This is a genomic window from Nocardia sp. NPDC051321 (assembly GCF_044455225.1).
In the GTDB taxonomy this organism is placed as follows: Bacteria; Actinomycetota; Actinomycetes; order Mycobacteriales; family Mycobacteriaceae; genus Nocardia.
On sequence record NZ_JBITEM010000001.1, the window covers coordinates 477,643 to 494,308 of the forward strand.

Here is a 16,666-nt window from a genome sequence, read left to right on the forward strand (position 1 = left end):
GGTCCTCTGCTAAATGTTGGTGCTTGTCGGGATCGTGCTCGGCAGCAGGTAGGTATACGGAGCGCGCTGCGAATTGCGATCGTTGATCGTGTCCTCGGCACGGCGTAACGCCGCTCGGAACCGATCCAGCGGACCATCGGGCGCGGTGATCCGAAGATCGTTGATCGCGTTCGCGAAGGGAAAGTTGTTCGTGCGGTAGTCACCGAGTGGCCGATAGTGGACGCTGCCGAGAACGTCGAAAAGATATAGTTGGGCTATCGATGTCAGTAGCGACGGCAGCATTCGAATCCAGTCGGATTCGGTATATCCGGTCGTGCCGGAGGGGGCCGGAGCGGCGGTCATTCCGCTGTAGAACGGCATGTATTCGATCAGATCCTTCTGCGGAAAATTGACGGCGGCGTGCTGAGCGCTGGCCGTAAATATGATCATGGTCACGACATCGACCAGCTGATCGACACTGTCGATTCGCTTGAAGCCCTTGATCTTTCCCACCCGGCGGATTTCGTCGGCCCAGGCGACCAGTTCGAAATCGTCGCGAACGTCGCCGTCGGACCCGTAATAAGTGCGCACGTAGCTGTAGGCCCAGTCATGAATGACATCCCAGAGCAGCAACGCGTCGTCCCGATACGGGAACTGGAGGTGAGTATCGGTTACGCCGCGCTCGGCAAATTCGTTCTTCGGCATTTTCTCGTAGAAATCCCAGCTCAAGCGGGCCTGCCCGGCCGTGGCAATAGTGTCCTCCAGCAAGGGTGCGAGAATTAGGTCGCCGGTGAGCTCCGGAGCCAGGATCAGGTATGTGGCGAACTTATTGATGTACAGCAAGCCCTCGAAGTGCGGAGTCAGCAGGATGTTCAGTGGATGGTTGGCGGCCAGGTGCCTGCGGGTGGCCACACAGAACGCCTCGGTCACCAGGTGCGTCCGCGCCAGGTGCGAGTGCATTTCATGGTGGTTGAAATCCGCGGTGTGCAGCACGGTCTTTGCCATCTGCCAGGCCCAATAGTGGTCGGTATCACCGGGATCCGGTCGCAAGAACATGACGTGTTTCGCGGGGTCCTGGCCGCATTGAATCGCCACCGGTTGCAGTTCCCCGCCATCGGCAGGGACGGCGAAGGCGGCGATCGGAGCGGTGTTGTAACCCGGCCCGGTCAGCAATTTGTATGTTGCGGACTCTGATGCGGCAGGGCCGAGTTCCGCGTAATCGACCAGGTACATCCGCCCCTGCGAGATCGCCGTACGCAGGCTGTCGCCGGACCCCATGACCGACCGGAAGCCCTTGTCGTCGAGCGGAAAGTTCGCAGGCATGGTACCGCGCACCTGACGCAACACCATGGGATTCGGCCCCGCGACCCGCATACGAGCGAAAACGATGTCGTCATGCAGGCTTTCATCGATGGCGGGCACCGGAATCGTGGCGTACAACTGCCGGTATCGCTGCACCCCGTCCACGGTGCCGAAGTTTCCTAAGCCCGGGCTGTCGAACATCTTTCGCAGCGTCTTGAAGAGGTCGTCGCGGATCTGATCGAGGGTGCGCAGCACGGTTTGGACGGTTTCGGTGAGGAGGTACAAGGGACCGCGCGTGGCGAGATCGAGTGGCTGGGCCACCGGGCTTTCCAGGAAAGGTGCCACGATGCGGACGACATTATCGACCGATGCCTTGAGGCCGAACAATTGATCCACCAAGGGCTGCAGCATGTCACCGATCAGATGGTCGAAATGCCTGATCAGCGCCAGCGCTATGTTCGAGATGACCTGGTAGTGCTCATCTATCACCATCACCAACCATTCGAGGGTCGGGTTGTCCTCGATCGATAATGATGCGGCCATCGGTACGCCGTGCACGAAGTTGGCATCCTCGGTCCACACGTACTTCGATTGCAAACGGCCGAGTTCGGCCGCCCGCCCTGCCGGATTCGGATCATGTTGTGGAAGAAGCGGATTCACCGGTCCGGGCGCCGTCGGGTCGCCGAATGGTAACGGAAGGTCGAATGGCGGTGTGCCATTAGCGGAGGTAGCAGGTGACGCCAGCGCGCCTACCGCCGATGTTCCGGTGACCAGCGCGGAAGTTCTGAAGAATTGCCTTCGATCCATTGTCAATCCTGACGTTTCTTTACGACTTGTCCATGGTCGAACTGGAATACGAAATCGCGAATCAGCAATATGGCAGCAACATTTCAGCAACCATAGCCAGTGGAAACCCACCCGCCAAGCGACTGTGAACCAGGTCACGTTATGTGCGACATCATGTAACAGATAGTCGGACCATCGCGATAGCGATGCCTACATCACGGCAACTGCGCGATTCAGATCGACCGTCCGGCCATCATGCGAGAACGGTCGCCCCCTGCACGCCTTCATTCCGATCGCACGACGCCGGAATGTGAGACGGTGGGGGTATGAATCGGCTCGGGAAGGCGACCTCTCCGTACCTGCGGCAGCATGCGGACAATCCGGTGCACTGGCAGGAGGGGGGTTCCGAGGCGTTGGGGGAGGCGAGGGAGCGGGATGTGCCGATTCTTCTGTCCATCGGGTACGCGAGCTGCCACTGGTGTCATGTGAGTTGCGAAGTACCGTAGTCTTCGAGAGATGTTGCTACCTGCGGAGATGTGACGCAACCCGACGAAGATTCCCGCGCTGTCGATGGTGCCGTCCTCGCCGGTTGGACACGGAGAGTGTGGCCCGTAGTTCGTATCGACAACCCAGAGAAAGTCGCCGACATGATCACATTGGGCGAGCCGCGTCGGCGATCCGGACGCCGAGATCGTCGAGTTCGTCGAGGACTGCGCCGGCGCCCCAGATCTGGTTGCGTTTCCGGTCGGTGAGCGGACGTAGTACGCCAGCTTCGGCCAGGCGGTCGATTGCTGCGAAAACACTGCTGCGAGAAGCGTTTGTCAAGGCTTCCGCCTCCTCGGCGGACAGGATCGGGTGGGCAGGTAGGTGTCCGAGTAACGCAGCGGCGGCGCTGCCAGCGCGCACGCCGCCGAGCAGGTCGCGCCACTCGCGAGGGATCTCGTCGCGCAGCCGCTCGGCTGTCGTTCGCGACTGCGCCGCCGCGATCGCCGCACATCGCGCGAAATCCGAGATGAGTGGCCGCACGTCACCTGTCCGGTAGAGCGTGAGCAGCTCGAAGTAGCGGTCGCGCCGGGCTACCAGTGCCGACGCGAGCGGAACCACCACCAGTGTGGTTACGCCACGCAACCGCAGCACACTGTTGATGAGCGCCCGCCCGATCCGGCCGTTGCCGTCGGTGAACGGATGGATGGACTCGAACTGCGCGTGCGCGACCGCCGCTTGCGCGAGCGCCGACAGATCGCTCCGATTGACGAACGTCTCTAGATCGGCCATGTAGTCGGCCACGGTGTCCGGTGGTGGCGGAATGTAGAGCGAACCACGCGGCGAATGGTCGCTGCCGCCAATCCAGTTCTGCATGTCCCGGAAGCGCCCTGCACGCATGTGTTCGTACTTGTCGTCGGCCATGAGAATGCGGTGCGCGGCAAGGAAATTCGGTATGGTGACCCGACGCTCCCGGGAGGCGGAGCCAATCAGTGCGTCCAGCGCGTCTGTTGCGGCGGCCATTGCCACCGCCGAAGGGTTGCTCCGAATGCCGTGTAGCGCGCGAGCGTAGTCGTCGAGATCGGCGTCGATGGCTTCGATCTTCGACGACGCCACCGACTCGGTGCGCAGTAGCAGTAACCCCAACGCCTCGAGTTGGTCCCCATGCGCGGCGTCCAACACCGCGATCTCCCGAACCGCCGCCTCCAATTCGGTCGACAGCGCAGCATCGATGTCAACTGCCTGTCTGGCGATCCTTGGTGGCAGGGACACCTCGATCTCCCGCAGCATTCGATCGTCCCGGGTGCCGCCGCGATGCGTCTGCTGCCACGCTCGCCGCTCCTGGTCGTGCGCGGGCCACTTTGTCGACACAGACGCCTCCTAACCCGGAAATACCACGACCTTAGTCCGATTTAACCTCATAACTCGGACTAACGCAACGATCAATCCGAGTTAACCCCGGACGCGAGAGCCGCGCAAGGATCGGGTTTGCGTGCACCCCGGTATGGCAGGCTGGAAGCGTGAACCAATTGGCCGCTGTGACATCCCCCTACCTGCGTCAGCATGCCGACAATCCAGTTGATTGGCGGGAGTGGGATGCCACTGCCTTGGCGGAGGCGGCGGAGCGGGATGTGCCGATTCTTCTGTCCATCGGGTACGCGAGCTGCCACTGGTGTCATGTGATGGCGCACGAGTCGTTCGAGGATGTCGCTACCGCGGCGTTGATGAACGAGAACTTTGTTTGTGTGAAGGTGGATCGGGAGGAGCGGCCTGATCTGGATGCGGTTTATATGAATGCGACCGTGGCTATGACCGGGCAGGGCGGGTGGCCGATGACCTGCTTCTTGACTCCGGCGGGGGAGCCGTTCTATTGCGGGACGTATTACCCGAAGGTGCCGCGCGGTGGGATGCCGTCGTTCACGCAGTTGCTCACCGCGATCACCGAGACGTGGCAGCAGCGGCGCGATGAGGTGCACAAGGCGTCCGCGCAGGTGACCGAGGCGTTGCGGGCGCAGGCGGCGGGGTTGCCCGACTCGGATCTGACGATTACGGCGGAACTGCTCGATCATGCGGTCGCGGCGGTGCTGCGGGACGAGGATCCGAAGCACGCGGGATTCGGTGGGGCGCCGAAGTTTCCGCCGTCGGCGTTGCTGGAGGGGTTGCTGCGCAGTTGGGAGCGTAGCGGTGATCAGGCTGTGTTCGCTGCGGTGAGCCGCACGGCCGAGGCGATGGCGCGTGGTGGCATCTACGACCAGTTGCGTGGCGGTTTCGCGCGTTACTCTGTCGATCCGGCTTGGCTGATACCGCATTTCGAGAAGATGCTGTACGACAATGCGCAGTTGCTGCGGGTCTATGGGCATTTGGCGCGGCGCGCACCGGTTGAGCCGGAGTCGTTGGCGCATAGGGTTACTCGCCAAACCGTTCATTTTCTGCTCGATGATCTGGGCACCGAGCAAGGTGGTTTCGCCTCGGGCCTGGACGCCGACACGCATCTGGAGGCGGGGCAGCCCGGGGTGGAGGGCGCGACCTACGTGTGGACACCCGCCGAGCTGGCCGGCGAACTGGGGCCGATCGACGGTGCCTGGGCCGCAGAGTTTTTCGGAGTGACAACCGGCGGGAACTTCGAGCAGGGCACCTCGGTGCTCACCCGATACACCGACCCCACACCCGCCGATATCGATCGGCTCGAGCGCATCACCGCCGCCCTGCGCAAGGCGCGCGACGGTCGACCGCAACCCGACCGCGACGACAAGGTGGTCACCGCGTGGAACGGCATGGCGATCACTGCGTTGGCCGAAGCGGGCGCCGCGCTCGGTGAGGACGATTGGGTGGCCGCCGCAGTCCGCTGTGCGCGATTCCTGTTGTCCGAGCACGTGATCGACGGTCGTGTGCGCCGCGCCTCGTTGAACGGCATCGCGGGAACCTCGCCCGGTGTGCTGGAGGACTACGCCTGGCTTGTCACCGGCCTGCTCGCCCTGCACCAGGCCACCGGCGAACTCGACTGGCTCGACCAGGCACAACGGTTGCTGGACACGGCAATTCAGCACTTCGCCGATCCCGCCATCCCCGGCAGCTGGTACGACACCGCCGACGACGCCGAAACCCTCGTCGCTCGCCCCCGCGATCCCGTCGACGGCGCGACACCGGCCGGCGCGTCCTCGCTCGCCGAAGCACTGCTCACCGCGGCGGCCGCCAGCCATCCCGACCAGGCCATCCCGTACTTCGCACTGGCCGAACAGACCCTGCAGCGTGGCGCGGTCGTGCTGGCCCGTGCCCCACGCTCCGCGGGCCAGTGGATGACGGTCGCCGAGGCGGCCATGCGCGGCCCACTGCAGGTCGCCATCACCACCGAAACACCCTGCGAGCCAAGCGAACTGCTCGCTACGGCACGGGCCATTGCCCCCGGTGGCACAGTAATCCTTGCGGGCCCACCGAATTCGGCGCCGTTGCTGGCTGACCGCCCAGTGCTGGGCGGTGAGCCAGCCGCCTACGTCTGTCGCGGTACGGTCTGCGACCTGCCGGTCACGACAGCAGCCGAACTGCGTGCGGCCCTGGAACGGAAGTAAGCGCCGCTGTATCGCGAGCCGACCGCTTGCTGTGCGGCCTAAAGGCGGATGTCTCAGTCGGTTTCCGTTGCGGCGGTACGAACCTCGACCACCGCGCTGCGATCGATCTCCGGATCCGCGGTGCCGCTCGGCGCGGCGGACTGCGAACCGTTGGCGCTCAGGTCGGTAGCGGACTGATCGATGTCGGTCCAACAAGCCGTCGGCTGCTTCATCCCGCGCAGCAGGATCGTTTCGTAGAGCGTCCATTTCGCGCGTTCGTGCGGCGCGGTGTCCTCGATGGCGGAGCCGCTCACCAGGATTCGGCGGGGGACCTCTTTCGCCTCGGTGGTGAGGCGGGCGGCCTCGTTGACGGCGTCGCCGATGACGGTGTACTCCAGCCGGGTGTCCGAGCCGATATCGCCCGCGAATACCGGGCCGTGTGCGACGCCGATGCCGATATCGAGTTCACCGGCCGCGACCACTTCGTCGCGGATCCGGCGCGCCGCGCGCAGTGCGGGAGTCGCGTTGTCGCGCAAGGCGATCGGCGCGCCGAAGATGCACAGTGCCGCGTCGCCCTCGAACTTGTTGACCAACCCGTTGTTCTCCTCGGTCGCGGCGACGACGGTCGCGAGCAGCCGGTTCAGCTTGGCGACGAACTCCTCCGGCGGCAGCCCGGTGGACAGTTCGACCGACCCGGTCACGTCGACGAACAGCGCGGTCACCACCCGCACGTCACCGGTCAGGTCAAGCCCGCCGGCCAGCGCGCGCTCGGCCACCTCGGTGCCGACGTGCCTGCCGAACACGTCCCGCATCCGTTGGCGCTCACGCAGATTCGCGGCCAGCTCGTTGACCGAGTTCTCCAACCGCCCGATCTCGCTGGTGCTGCCCACCGGGACGCGCACGTCGAGATCGCCCCTGGTGATGCGATCCAGCGCCAGCCGCAGCGTGCGCATCGGCGTGGCCACCGCGCGGGCCAGGAAGGCAGTGGCCAGCGCGCCGACGCCAAGGCCGACCACCGAGAGGTAGATCGCGGTGCGGATCCGGTCGGGCGGTGCCGCCGCCCGATTGGCCAGCACCACGATCAGCATCAGCAACGGCAACGCCGAGGCGACCGCCCAGCTCACCACCACGCGGACCAACACCGAGGAACTCCAGTGCATGGTTGGTCCGAGCACGGTGGCGACCACCGGAATGGTCGGGCGGATCAGCCGATCCACGATGAGGAAGGTGAGTCCGATCGATTCGATACCGCCGAGTGCGAACAATGCCGCGATGACCGCCGGGTCGTTGTCCGGAGCCAACTGGATGAGCGTGATGGTGGCAACGATGACGCCGGTGATCCACACGGCGAATGACCGCGCGGTGATGGAGAGCGGCAGGCGCAGCACCTGACGCGCCTCTTCTTCGCTCGGTCTACGGCCCTGATCGAGCCAACCGAAGTGCACGGAACGGTCGCGGATGGCCAGCGCGACCCCGGCCAGGAAACCGAGCGTCGGATAGATGCCTGCGAGCACGATGGACCGGATCCAGTCGTGGCCGAATCTGCTGAGAGAACCGCTGAGCCACAGCTCGGTGACGATGACGGCGAACCCGCTGAGGTTGGCGGTGATAACCACCGCGGCCAGACCGGCGCGGGCCTTGAGCGCCCAGATGATCAGCCGGGCGGTCATCGCGCGTGCCGCGGCGCGACGGGCAGCGCGCTGCCGCGGCTGGTGCGCCCGGCTGCCACTCGGCGATGATCGAGCCACCGCCGGGCACTCGGCACCGGATTCGGTACGCCGACTTCGATCGTCTGCTGTGCCATCGTCGCTGCTGCCCCGTCTCGTTTCGACCTCGTTGCCGACTTTATTGCCGAATCGGGGAAAAGGGGACAGTGGGCCTGTTGTGTCGGCCGTTCGTGGCGGTCAGCGCAGCACGACGAGCCAGACCGCGACGTAGTGGGTCAGCGCGGCGAGCACGGTCGCGGCGTGGAAGAACTCGTGATGGCCGAAGACGGTCGGCCACGGGTTGGGCCACTTGGTGGCGTAGAGGATCGCGCCTGCGCTGTAGATCAGCCCGCCGATCAGCAGCAGGATCAGCGGCGCGATGCCGATCTGACTGTTCAGCTGCCCGGCGACCGGCACGATGGCCCAGCCGAGCAGCAGGTAGAGCGGCACGCCGACCCAGCGAGGAGCGGTGGGCCACAACAGTTTCAGCGCGACACCGGCCAGCGCGCCCGCCCAAACCACGATGAGCAGCGTCTGTCCGGTGCGGCCTGGGAGACCGAGCAGGGCGAACGGCGTGTAGCTGCCCGCGATGAAGAGGAAGATCATCGAGTGGTCCGCCCGCTTCATCCGGATGCGGGCCTGCGGGGTCGGCCAGGTGACCCGGTGGTAGATCGCGCTGATGCCGAACAGCCCGCACACGGTCAGCCCATAGACCGCGGTGGACCAGCCCGCGGTCGCCGAAATGGTGGCCGCCTTTGCCACCAGCACGATGGCGGCGACGGCCGCGATGCCGACCGCCCAGGTGTGGATCCAGCCGCGCATCCGTGGCTTCACGAGCGCCGCGGCCAGGGACCCGGACCCCGAGCCGTCGGCCGCTCCGGTGTCGGTGGCGCCGAGCGATTCGGACACGAGCTACCTCCTGGTTGAACTCACCGGTAACCTACGGGACCGTAGGTTGCGGCCCCTCGCTACTGTACCGGGAGACCCGGTCGCTGCCAGGATCGCGCCGCTGAGGCGTAGGGTGGCCGCGTGGAGCTTCCGGTTCAGGTGCGGGGTTTGCCGTATCGCATCTACGAGGCCCGGCTCATGAAGCAGCTGGCCGGCAAACAACATCCCCGCCACGTCGCGGTGATGTGTGATGGCAATCGGCGGTGGGCGCGCGAGAACGGTTTCACCGACGTGAGCCACGGTCATCGGGTCGGCGCGGTGAAGATCGCCGAACTCGTCGGCTGGTGTCAGGCCGAGGGCATCGAGATGGTCACCGTCTATCTGCTCTCCACCGAGAACCTGCAGCGCGATCCCGACGAGCTGGAAACGCTGTTCGAGGTGATCACCGACGTCGTCGAGGAGCTGTCCGACCCGGAACGGAATTGGAGCGTGCGCATCGTCGGCACGCTCGACGGCTTCCCCGACTTGATCGCCAAACGCCTGCGCACCGCCGCCGAACGGACCGAGGGCAACAGCGGCGTACACGTCAACGTGGCCGTCGGCTACGGCGGCAGGCAGGAGATCACCGACGCGGTGCGCTCGCTGGTCCGGCAGGAGATCGCGGCGGGGGAGACCGGCGAGGATCTGGTGCAGTCGATCACCGTGAACGCGATCGGCCAGCACCTCTACACCTCCGGCCAGCCGGACCCGGACCTGGTCATTCGCACCTCCGGAGAACAGCGACTCTCCGGATTCCTGCTGTGGCAGAGCGCATACTCGGAGATATGGTTCACCGAGGCATACTGGCCGGAATTCCGGCGCGTGGACTTCCTGCGAGCGCTGCGCGACTTCGCGGCCCGGCACCGGCGCTTCGGTATCTGACGCCAGGCCCGCGGCAAACCGGGTGGGTGGGTCATGAGTGACCTCGACAGCCGCTCTGATGGGCCGCAGGACGCGCCCCCCGAGGCGACCGAACCGATTCCTTACATCAGCTACGAGGACTTCGGCAGGCGATTCCTCGAATACGCCGCCACCGAGCAGCGCATCCTCGGCGCCTTCGACCAGTTGACCGGCGCCGCCTTCGATTTCGGCCCGATCGGGGTCGGCCCCGGCCGGTTGGCGAAGGCGAGCGCGCAGGTTCAGCTCGGGCAGGCCGAGGTGCGGCGCGACATCGACGAGGTGATCTCGTTCGCGCTGAAGATCCCGCTCAGCGTGGACATGCTCATCGATCTCGCGCTGGACAAGCATCGGTTCGAGGTGGACGGCCACATCCATCTGCACCTGATCGTGCGGGCCGCCGCGCCGCTGCGCGTGGTGATCGACATCGCGACGCCGCGGTCGAGCGACGTCCGGATCAATGTGGCCGCAGGCACCATTCGCGGGCAACTGTTGCGCGTCCTCGCCAGCGTCGATCAAGAGATCCGGCGTTTCGTCGCCCGCTATATCGCCAAGGAGATCCAGAAACCGCACATTGCCGCGGCCCGCGATATCAATGTGGCCAAACGCCTCGACGAAGCGTGGAAATTGTAAGCGGGATCACAATTTACGCAGTCGCAGCCTATTGATGCTGTGGTCGGCGTCCTTGCGTAACACGAGGGTGGCGCGTGGCCGGGTCGGCAGAATGTTCTCCACCAGATTCGGGCGGTTGGTGTTGTTCCAGATCTCCGAAGCGGCATGCGTCGCCTGCTCGTCGGTGAATCCGGAGTAGTGGTGAAAATGCGCGTTCGGGTTCGCGAAGGCGGTCTCGCGCAGCGCGAGAAACCGTTGCACGTACCAACTCTCGATGTCCTCGATGCGGGCGTCCACGTAGATCGAGAAGTCGAACAGGTCCGAGACCATCAGCCGGGGCCCGGTCTGCAGCACGTTCAGGCCCTCGACGATCAGGATGTCGGGCTGGTGCACGCAGTGGAACTTGTCCGGCACGATGTCGTAGGAGATGTGCGAGTACACCGGCGCGCACACCTCGGCCGCGCCGGATTTCACCTCGGTGACGAATCGCAGCAGCTTGCGGCGGTCGTAGCTCTCCGGAAAGCCCTTGCGGTGCATGATGCCGCGGCGGGTGAGTTCGGCGGTGGGATAGAGGAATCCGTCGGTGGTGACCAGGTCCACCCGCGGGTGGTGGTCCCAGCGGGCGAGTAGCGCCTGCAGCACGCGGGCGGTGGTGGATTTACCGACCGCGACGCTGCCCGCGACGCCGATCACGAACGGCACCTGCCGATCGGGGTGCGTCTCGCCGAGGAAGGTCGCGGTCGCGGCGAACAGCCGCTGGCGCGCGGCCACCTGCAGATGGATGAGGCGAGCGAGCGGCAGATAGACCTCCGCGACTTCTTCGAGGTCGATCTGTTCGCCGAGACCGCGCAGGCCCCGCAGTTCTTCCTCGGTGAGCACCAGGGGAGTCGACTTACGCAGTGTGCGCCACTGTTTCCGGTCGAATTCCACATACGGACTGGGCTCGCTCATTCGTCCCACTTACCCGACGCTCCAGTTCGGCAAACGCGTACACATACCGTGCCGGCTCGGTGTCATTCGGTCTAACTCTCGCCGCATAGCCGAATTCTGCTCTGCGTCAACAGCGTGCGAAAAGCGGGGTACCGATAGTGGGGTAACCGGGTCGATGCTGAGCGCATTTCACCGGGCGGGCGCGGCGTGGCATCGCGCGAATATGCCGGGCACGGGCTGCCGGTGTGCGGCTAAGGTCGGACGGATGGAAGCGCATCCACTGGTGACCGAGTACCTGCGGCTCGGCTTGGCATTCGACCGGCTCGAAGACGGGTTCGTCGACGCGTATACCGGCGATCCGGCCCTGCGCCGCGAGGTGGACAACGCCCCCGCGCCGGAGCCGCGGCAGCTGGCCCGCCGGGCGGCCGAACTGCGTGCCGGGCTCGGCGACGCCGGGCTGACGCCGGAGCGCACCGAATTCCTGGACGTGCACCTGCGCGCGCTGGAATGCTCCGGCCGCAAGTTCGCCGGGGACGACATCGGTTTCGTCGACGAGGTGCGCGCCTACTTCGACGTGGACATCGCGCCGGGCGACGTCGAGGACTATCGGGACGCGCATCGGCAGATGGACGAGGTGCTCGCCGGTGCGGGCCCGCTCGCCGAACGGGTGGCCGCGCACCGCAAGGCCGACGAGATCCCGCCGGAGCGGTTGGCCGCGTGCGTCGAGGCCTTCTCCAGCGCACTGCGCGAGCTGGTCCGCGATCGGTATCCGCTGCCGGACCACGAGCACGTCACCTACGAGGTCGTCGGCGACAAGCCATGGTCGGGCTTCAACTACTACCTCGGCAACTACCACTCCCGCGTCGCGATCAACTCCGACCTCAAACAGCACATGGCGCACCTGCCGTCGCTGATCGCGCACGAGTCCTACCCCGGCCACCACACCGAGCACTGCCGCAAGGAGGCCGGACTCGTCGCGGCCGGACAGGCCGAGCAAACCCTGTTCCTGGTGAACACCCCGCAGTGCCTGATGGCCGAGGGCCTCGCGGATCTGGCCTTGCGCTCGATTGTCGGACCCGGCTGGGGCAAATGGGCCCAGGAAATCTACGCCGACCTCGGCCTGCGCTTCGATGGCGAACGGGCAGAACGCCTTTCGACCGCCTCGGCGAAACTGCTCAACGTCCGCCAAGACGCGGCACTGCTCCTGCACGACCAGCACCGCAGCGAGGACGAGGTCGCCGAGTTCCTGCAAACCTGGAGCCTGACCACCCCCGAACGCGCCCGCCAATCCCTGCGTTTCCTGTCCTCCCCGCTCTGGCGCGCCTACATCTCCACGTATGTGGAGGGCTACCGCCTGCTCGGCGACTGGCTGGACCAGGCGGCCGACGCCGATGATCGCTCGGATCGCTTCCGCAGGCTGCTGGACGAACCGCTCACGCCCGGCGCGGTTCGCCGGAACTGAGCCGCGCCGCGCTCGGTGCCCCTGCTCGGGGTGGAGTCGGCGAGTCGGGTCCCGTACGACCACCTATTCGGATCTGCGAGCAGCTTGGATGGATTCGCACCCGCTGCCGGGCAGTGGCAGCGGGTGCGAATACCCGAGGGCGATGGCGCGGCGGAGTGCCGTACGGCGCGATCCCCTCCGGTTCGTGCCGGCCGATCGAATGTCCGCGCTCGCCGTGGCTTTGCGGCGGCGGAATTCCCTGCGCTACTGGATGACCACGCAGTGCTGGCCGGCGGAGATGGTGCAGACGAGCAGCGACAGCTGGCGGAGCAGTCCTTCGATCGGGTTGGTGGGAACCGAGATCAGGGCGACCATGGTGACTCCTCGGGACGGCGGCCGATTCACCTGTTCAACCGGTGGCATCGGAGGTCTCGTTACGTCCGGCCGGGCCCCGAATCAAGGTGCCCCGAGGAGCGGGGGCAGGGGATCGTCAGGCGTTGGTGAAGGTGATGCGCACCGAGATCGCGTCGCTTTCCAGCGCTTTCATCACCCATTCCGCCGCCGATTCGGGAACGCGGCCTCGGGCCATGCTGCGCGAGCGGGCGGACACATCGTCGTCGGGGACGAAGGCGGCGGTGCCGGTGTACCAGAGCTTGCCTTGGCGCAGGCGAACTTTCGGGTGGACGGCGATGTTGCGCGCCCAGCCCGAACGGTAACCGTGCTGGGAGATCAGCCAGGCGCCCTCGTCGTCGTACGCGACGGTGACCGGAACACGGCGTGGCTCACCGGTTTTGGCGCCGGTGGTCTCCAGCTCGGAAACGAACGCTGAGCGGATGCCGAGGCGGTCGAGCAGGCCGACGGCGGGATTGGCCAGGTAGCGGCCGATGAGGCGTTCGCGGCGGAACTTGCGGACGGCGGCGCTGGTGCTGCGTGCACTCATGACGAAGCTCCTTGTGTCTCAGCGGTTTCCGCGCAGGATGACGCAGGTGGTCGTGGCGTGCGCGACCAGCCTGCCCTGTTCGTCGACGACGCGGCCCTCGGCGGTCGCGGTGGTGCGGCCGACATGGATGGTGGTGCCGGTGGCGGTGAGCTTCTGGCCGTCGGTGGGGACGGCGCGGATGTAGTTGACCTTCAGTTCCAACGTGGAGTAGCCGACGCCCGCGTCGAGGGTGGAGTGCACCGCGCAGCCCATCACCGAGTCGAGCAGGGTGGCGCAGATGCCGCCGTGCGTGGTGCCGAGCGGGTTGGCGAAGTCGGGACGGGTGCGCAGCGCGAACACCACCTTGCCCTGCTCGATCAGGTCCACCTCCATGCCGAGCAGATCGCCGATGAACGGCGGGCGGTCCCGCATCGTCATCGCCATGCGGAGCATTTCCAGGCCCGTCAGTTGCGTGAGGTCGATCGTGGTTTCCGACATGAATCCGTCCTTTCGGTGAACCGATCGGTCCACATCTGTCATGATTGCAACATGGACCGATCGGTTCATGCAACAGTGCTGGAGGGAGAGGACCCGCGTGGGAGGCATTCGCGTCGCGCTGACACCGCAGACAACGGGCGCAATCTCCGGTCGGCCACTGCCGGGTGGCGTAAGTCACAATGACGCGGTGCTCGCTCCGCCGGCGGGCACGCGGAACTTCGACGGGACAGGGGGTGTCCGATGACCACAGGCCCACGCGCTCGGCTGATCGAGAGCGCGATCGAACTGGTCCGCGAGCAAGGCGTGGCAGGTGCCGGACTCACCGCATTGCTCGACCGCGGCAAGGCGTCACGCAATTCGCTGTATCAGCACTTCCCGTCCGGCAAGAGCGAACTCGTCGCGACGGCCACCACGATCGCCGGTGCTCGGCTGACGACCGTGCTCGGGAAGGTCACCACCTCGCGCCCCCCGCAACGGTGGTTCGACGCCTTGTTCGGCTGGTGGATCGGCGCGCTGAACACCAGCTCGTTCCGCACCGGCTGCCCGATCGTCGGCGCCGCGCTCGCCGAATCCGAGCCCGGCGTACAAGCCTCGGCCGGCGCGGTATTCGCCGATTGGCACGAAAAACTCGGCACCGGCTTTGCCGACGCGGGCCTGTCCGCCGAGGAGGCGAAGTCCTTCGCCAGCTTTGTGATCAGCGCGCTGGAGGGCGCCATCGTGCAGTCGCGCGCCATGAAATCCACCCAGCCGCTGGCCGACGCGCAACAGCACCTTTCGGTCCTGCTCGAGCGGTACCTCCCGCCCGCCGACAACTGACGACAGCCAGCGCGAACTCCGTTCGCCGGTATCCCACTCGGTCGCGGAGTCGCCTGGAACCCCATGCCGAAGAACACAGTGGCGGCCCATAGACTGTTGTGGTGACGCAGACGACGGCCTCGGTCAATACTCAGTCTCTCGGAGAGCTCGATCCGGAGCTTGCCGCCGCCATGGCGGGTGAGCTCGCCCGCGAGCGGGACACCCTCGAGATGATCGCCTCGGAGAACTTCGTGCCGCGCGCGGTGCTGCAGGCGCAGGGCAGTGTGCTCACCAACAAGTACGCCGAGGGCTACCCGGGTCGTCGCTACTACGGCGGTTGCGAGCACGTCGACGTCGTCGAGACGCTCGCCCGCGATCGGGTCAAGGAACTCTTCGGCGCCGAATTCGCCAACGTGCAGCCGCATTCCGGCGCGCAGGCGAACGCCGCGGTGCTGATGGCACTGATGAACCCTGGCGACAAGCTGCTCGGCCTCGACCTCGCGCACGGCGGCCACCTGACGCACGGCATGCGCCTGAACTTCTCCGGCAAGCTGTACGAGACGCACTTCTACGGCGTCAGCAAGGAAGACCACCGCATCGACATGGACGAGGTGCGCAGCATCGCCCTCGCGGCCAGGCCGAAGGTGATCGTCGCGGGCTGGTCGGCCTACCCGCGGCAGCAGGACTTCGCCGCGTTCCGCGCGATCGCCGACGAGGTCGACGCCTACCTGTGGGTGGACATGGCGCACTTCGCCGGCCTGGTCGCGGCGGGCCTGCACCCCTCGCCGGTGCCGCACGCGCACGTGGTGTCCTCCACCGTGCACAAGACCCTCGGCGGCCCGCGCTCCGGCCTGATCCTGGCCAAGCAGGAATTCGCCAAGAAGCTCAACAGCGCGGTCTTCCCCGGCCAGCAGGGCGGACCGCTCATGCACGCCATCGCCGCCAAGGCCGTCGCCTTCAAGATCGCTGCGGGCGGTGAGTTCCGGGACCGCCAGGAGCGCACCCTGTCCGGCGCCAAGATCCTGGCCGAGCGGCTCACCGCGGCCGATGTCAAGGGCAAGGGCGTCAGCGTGCTCACCGGCGGCACCGACGTGCACCTGGTACTCGTCGACCTGCGCAACTCCGAACTCGACGGCCAGCAGGGCGAGGACCTGCTGCACGAGGTCGGAATCACGGTGAACCGCAACGCCGTTCCGTTCGACCCGCGCCCACCGATGGTCACCTCCGGCCTGCGCATCGGCACCGCCGCGCTGGCCACCCGCGGCTTCGGCGACACCGAATTCACCGAGGTCGCCGACATCATCGCCACCGCCCTCGCAGGCATCTCCGACGTCGACACCCTGCGCAGCCGAGTCGCCAAGCTGGCCCAAAGCGTCCCGCTCTACGACGGCCTGGAGGACTGGCGCCTGCTGGGCTGAGTCCCCCCGCGATCCTTGAGACGGGCTCGTACATCCGGTATTTCGCCGGATGTACGAGCCCGAGTTGTTGTATGGACACGCTCACGGCTCACGGCTCACGGCTCACGGCTCACGGCACACCGACTGTGTGAGCCGCACCCTCAGTACACGCGGTGTCCGGCTCACACGCCCCGCCCCAGGTATGCATTGACGTGAGTCAAATGGTCGCGATCGAAGATCGTTAAGCCACCATATGACTCACCTCGATGAACGCTGGTCCGGGGTGTGTTGACGTGAGTCAAATGGTTGCTATTGGAGATCGTTAAGCGACCATTTGACTCACCTCGACGGAGGGTAGGGGGTCGGGGTGCGGGTTGCGGTGTTTGCTAGCCGCAGGATGGGGGCAGGGCTCGGGTGGCGCGCCGATGTGGTTGTTGAGCCGTGTCGTC

15 protein-coding genes and 1 pseudogene are annotated in these 16,666 nt (G+C 66.0%); 7 read left to right on the top strand and 9 right to left on the bottom strand.

What is annotated here, in order from left to right; genetic code table 11:
* Positions 1-9: 9 nt before the first annotated feature.
* Complete coding sequence (locus ACIA8C_RS02215) at positions 10-1,941, bottom strand: lipoxygenase family protein (protein ID WP_397130416.1); 1,932 nt, start codon at positions 1,939-1,941, stop codon at positions 10-12.
* A gap of 452 nt (positions 1,942-2,393) precedes the next feature.
* Between ACIA8C_RS02215 and ACIA8C_RS02220 the strand changes: the two are divergent.
* A pseudogene (locus tag ACIA8C_RS02220) lies at positions 2,394-2,555 on the top strand (DUF255 domain-containing protein); the annotation flags it as partial.
* 163 nt (positions 2,556-2,718) lie between these two features.
* Here ACIA8C_RS02220 and ACIA8C_RS02225 read toward each other — a convergent pair.
* A complete protein-coding gene (locus tag ACIA8C_RS02225; RefSeq protein WP_397130417.1) occupies positions 2,719-3,921 on the bottom strand; it encodes a Fic family protein in 1,203 nt (400 codons plus the stop codon).
* A gap of 149 nt (positions 3,922-4,070) precedes the next feature.
* On the opposite strand from ACIA8C_RS02225, the gene ACIA8C_RS02230 reads away from it, so the two are divergent.
* A complete protein-coding gene (locus tag ACIA8C_RS02230) occupies positions 4,071-6,116 on the top strand; it encodes a thioredoxin domain-containing protein (protein WP_397130418.1) in 2,046 nt (681 codons plus the stop codon).
* Between the two features lie 53 nt (positions 6,117-6,169).
* Here the strand turns inward: ACIA8C_RS02230 and ACIA8C_RS02235 are convergent, their stop codons facing one another.
* The 3 genes from ACIA8C_RS02235 to ACIA8C_RS02245 form a co-directional block, all read right to left on the bottom strand.
* Positions 6,170-7,765 carry an adenylate/guanylate cyclase domain-containing protein gene (locus ACIA8C_RS02235; protein ID WP_397130419.1) on the bottom strand — a complete coding sequence of 532 codons (1,596 nt, stop codon included), beginning with the start codon at positions 7,763-7,765 and terminating at the stop codon, positions 6,170-6,172.
* A complete protein-coding gene (locus ACIA8C_RS02240) occupies positions 7,762-7,899 on the bottom strand; it encodes a hypothetical protein (RefSeq protein WP_397130420.1) in 138 nt (45 codons plus the stop codon). Before ACIA8C_RS02240 ends, ACIA8C_RS02235 begins: the two co-directional genes overlap by 4 nt.
* A gap of 100 nt (positions 7,900-7,999) precedes the next feature.
* Complete coding sequence (locus ACIA8C_RS02245) at positions 8,000-8,650, bottom strand: hemolysin III family protein (RefSeq protein ID WP_397130739.1); 651 nt, start codon at positions 8,648-8,650, stop codon at positions 8,000-8,002.
* Positions 8,651-8,830: 180 nt separating this feature from the next.
* Between ACIA8C_RS02245 and ACIA8C_RS02250 the strand changes: the two genes are divergently transcribed.
* Positions 8,831-9,610, top strand: coding sequence for an isoprenyl transferase (locus tag ACIA8C_RS02250; protein WP_397130421.1), 780 nt, complete (start codon positions 8,831-8,833; stop codon positions 9,608-9,610).
* A 33-nt stretch (positions 9,611-9,643) separates the two neighbouring features.
* Positions 9,644-10,258 (top strand): hypothetical protein, encoded by a 615-nt coding sequence (locus ACIA8C_RS02255; RefSeq protein WP_397130422.1) that lies wholly within the window; start codon positions 9,644-9,646, stop codon positions 10,256-10,258.
* A gap of 6 nt (positions 10,259-10,264) precedes the next feature.
* Here the strand turns inward: ACIA8C_RS02255 and coaA are convergent, their stop codons facing one another.
* On the bottom strand, positions 10,265-11,197 hold the full coding sequence (gene coaA / locus ACIA8C_RS02260; RefSeq protein WP_396994135.1) for a type I pantothenate kinase: 933 nt from the start codon (positions 11,195-11,197) through the stop codon (positions 10,265-10,267).
* Positions 11,198-11,432: 235 nt separating this feature from the next.
* On the opposite strand from coaA, the gene ACIA8C_RS02265 reads away from it, so the two are divergent.
* Positions 11,433-12,629 (top strand): DUF885 domain-containing protein, encoded by a 1,197-nt coding sequence (locus ACIA8C_RS02265; protein WP_397130423.1) that lies wholly within the window; start codon positions 11,433-11,435, stop codon positions 12,627-12,629.
* Between the two features lie 243 nt (positions 12,630-12,872).
* Here ACIA8C_RS02265 and ACIA8C_RS02270 read toward each other — a convergent pair whose 3' ends face one another.
* The 3 genes from ACIA8C_RS02270 to ACIA8C_RS02280 all read right to left on the bottom strand — a co-directional run bounded on the left by ACIA8C_RS02270 (position 12,873) and on the right by ACIA8C_RS02280 (position 14,025).
* Positions 12,873-13,031, bottom strand: coding sequence for a hypothetical protein (locus tag ACIA8C_RS02270; RefSeq protein ID WP_397130424.1), 159 nt, complete (start codon positions 13,029-13,031; stop codon positions 12,873-12,875).
* 67 nt (positions 13,032-13,098) lie between these two features.
* Complete coding sequence (locus ACIA8C_RS02275) at positions 13,099-13,548, bottom strand: nitroreductase family deazaflavin-dependent oxidoreductase (RefSeq protein WP_397130425.1); 450 nt, start codon at positions 13,546-13,548, stop codon at positions 13,099-13,101.
* A gap of 18 nt (positions 13,549-13,566) precedes the next feature.
* Positions 13,567-14,025 (bottom strand): PaaI family thioesterase, encoded by a 459-nt coding sequence (locus ACIA8C_RS02280; protein ID WP_397130426.1) that lies wholly within the window; start codon positions 14,023-14,025, stop codon positions 13,567-13,569.
* A 240-nt stretch (positions 14,026-14,265) separates the two neighbouring features.
* Here ACIA8C_RS02280 and ACIA8C_RS02285 point away from each other — a divergent pair, with 240 nt between their 5' ends.
* Both ACIA8C_RS02285 and glyA read left to right on the top strand, forming a co-directional pair.
* Positions 14,266-14,841, top strand: coding sequence for a TetR/AcrR family transcriptional regulator (locus tag ACIA8C_RS02285; protein WP_397130427.1), 576 nt, complete (start codon positions 14,266-14,268; stop codon positions 14,839-14,841).
* Positions 14,842-14,942: 101 nt separating this feature from the next.
* Positions 14,943-16,238: a serine hydroxymethyltransferase gene (gene glyA, locus ACIA8C_RS02290; RefSeq protein WP_397130428.1), complete on the top strand. Its 1,296-nt coding sequence runs from the start codon at positions 14,943-14,945 to the stop codon at positions 16,236-16,238.
* The last annotated feature ends 428 nt before the right edge of the window (positions 16,239-16,666 follow it).

Excerpts from the sequence above, each read along its gene's own strand:
- ACIA8C_RS02235 (WP_397130419.1), bottom strand. The coding sequence starts at position 7,765 with ATGACCGCCCGGCTGATCATCTGGGCGCTCAAGGCCCGCGCCGGTCTG.
- ACIA8C_RS02280 (WP_397130426.1), bottom strand. The coding sequence starts at position 14,025 with ATGTCGGAAACCACGATCGACCTCACGCAACTGACGGGCCTGGAAATG.
- ACIA8C_RS02240 (WP_397130420.1), bottom strand. The coding sequence starts at position 7,899 with ATGGCACAGCAGACGATCGAAGTCGGCGTACCGAATCCGGTGCCGAGT.
- ACIA8C_RS02270 (WP_397130424.1), bottom strand. The coding sequence starts at position 13,031 with ATGCCACCGGTTGAACAGGTGAATCGGCCGCCGTCCCGAGGAGTCACC.
- ACIA8C_RS02275 (WP_397130425.1), bottom strand. The coding sequence starts at position 13,548 with ATGAGTGCACGCAGCACCAGCGCCGCCGTCCGCAAGTTCCGCCGCGAA.
- ACIA8C_RS02265 (WP_397130423.1), top strand. The coding sequence starts at position 11,433 with ATGGAAGCGCATCCACTGGTGACCGAGTACCTGCGGCTCGGCTTGGCA.
- ACIA8C_RS02255 (WP_397130422.1), top strand. The coding sequence starts at position 9,644 with ATGAGTGACCTCGACAGCCGCTCTGATGGGCCGCAGGACGCGCCCCCC.
- ACIA8C_RS02285 (WP_397130427.1), top strand. The coding sequence starts at position 14,266 with ATGACCACAGGCCCACGCGCTCGGCTGATCGAGAGCGCGATCGAACTG.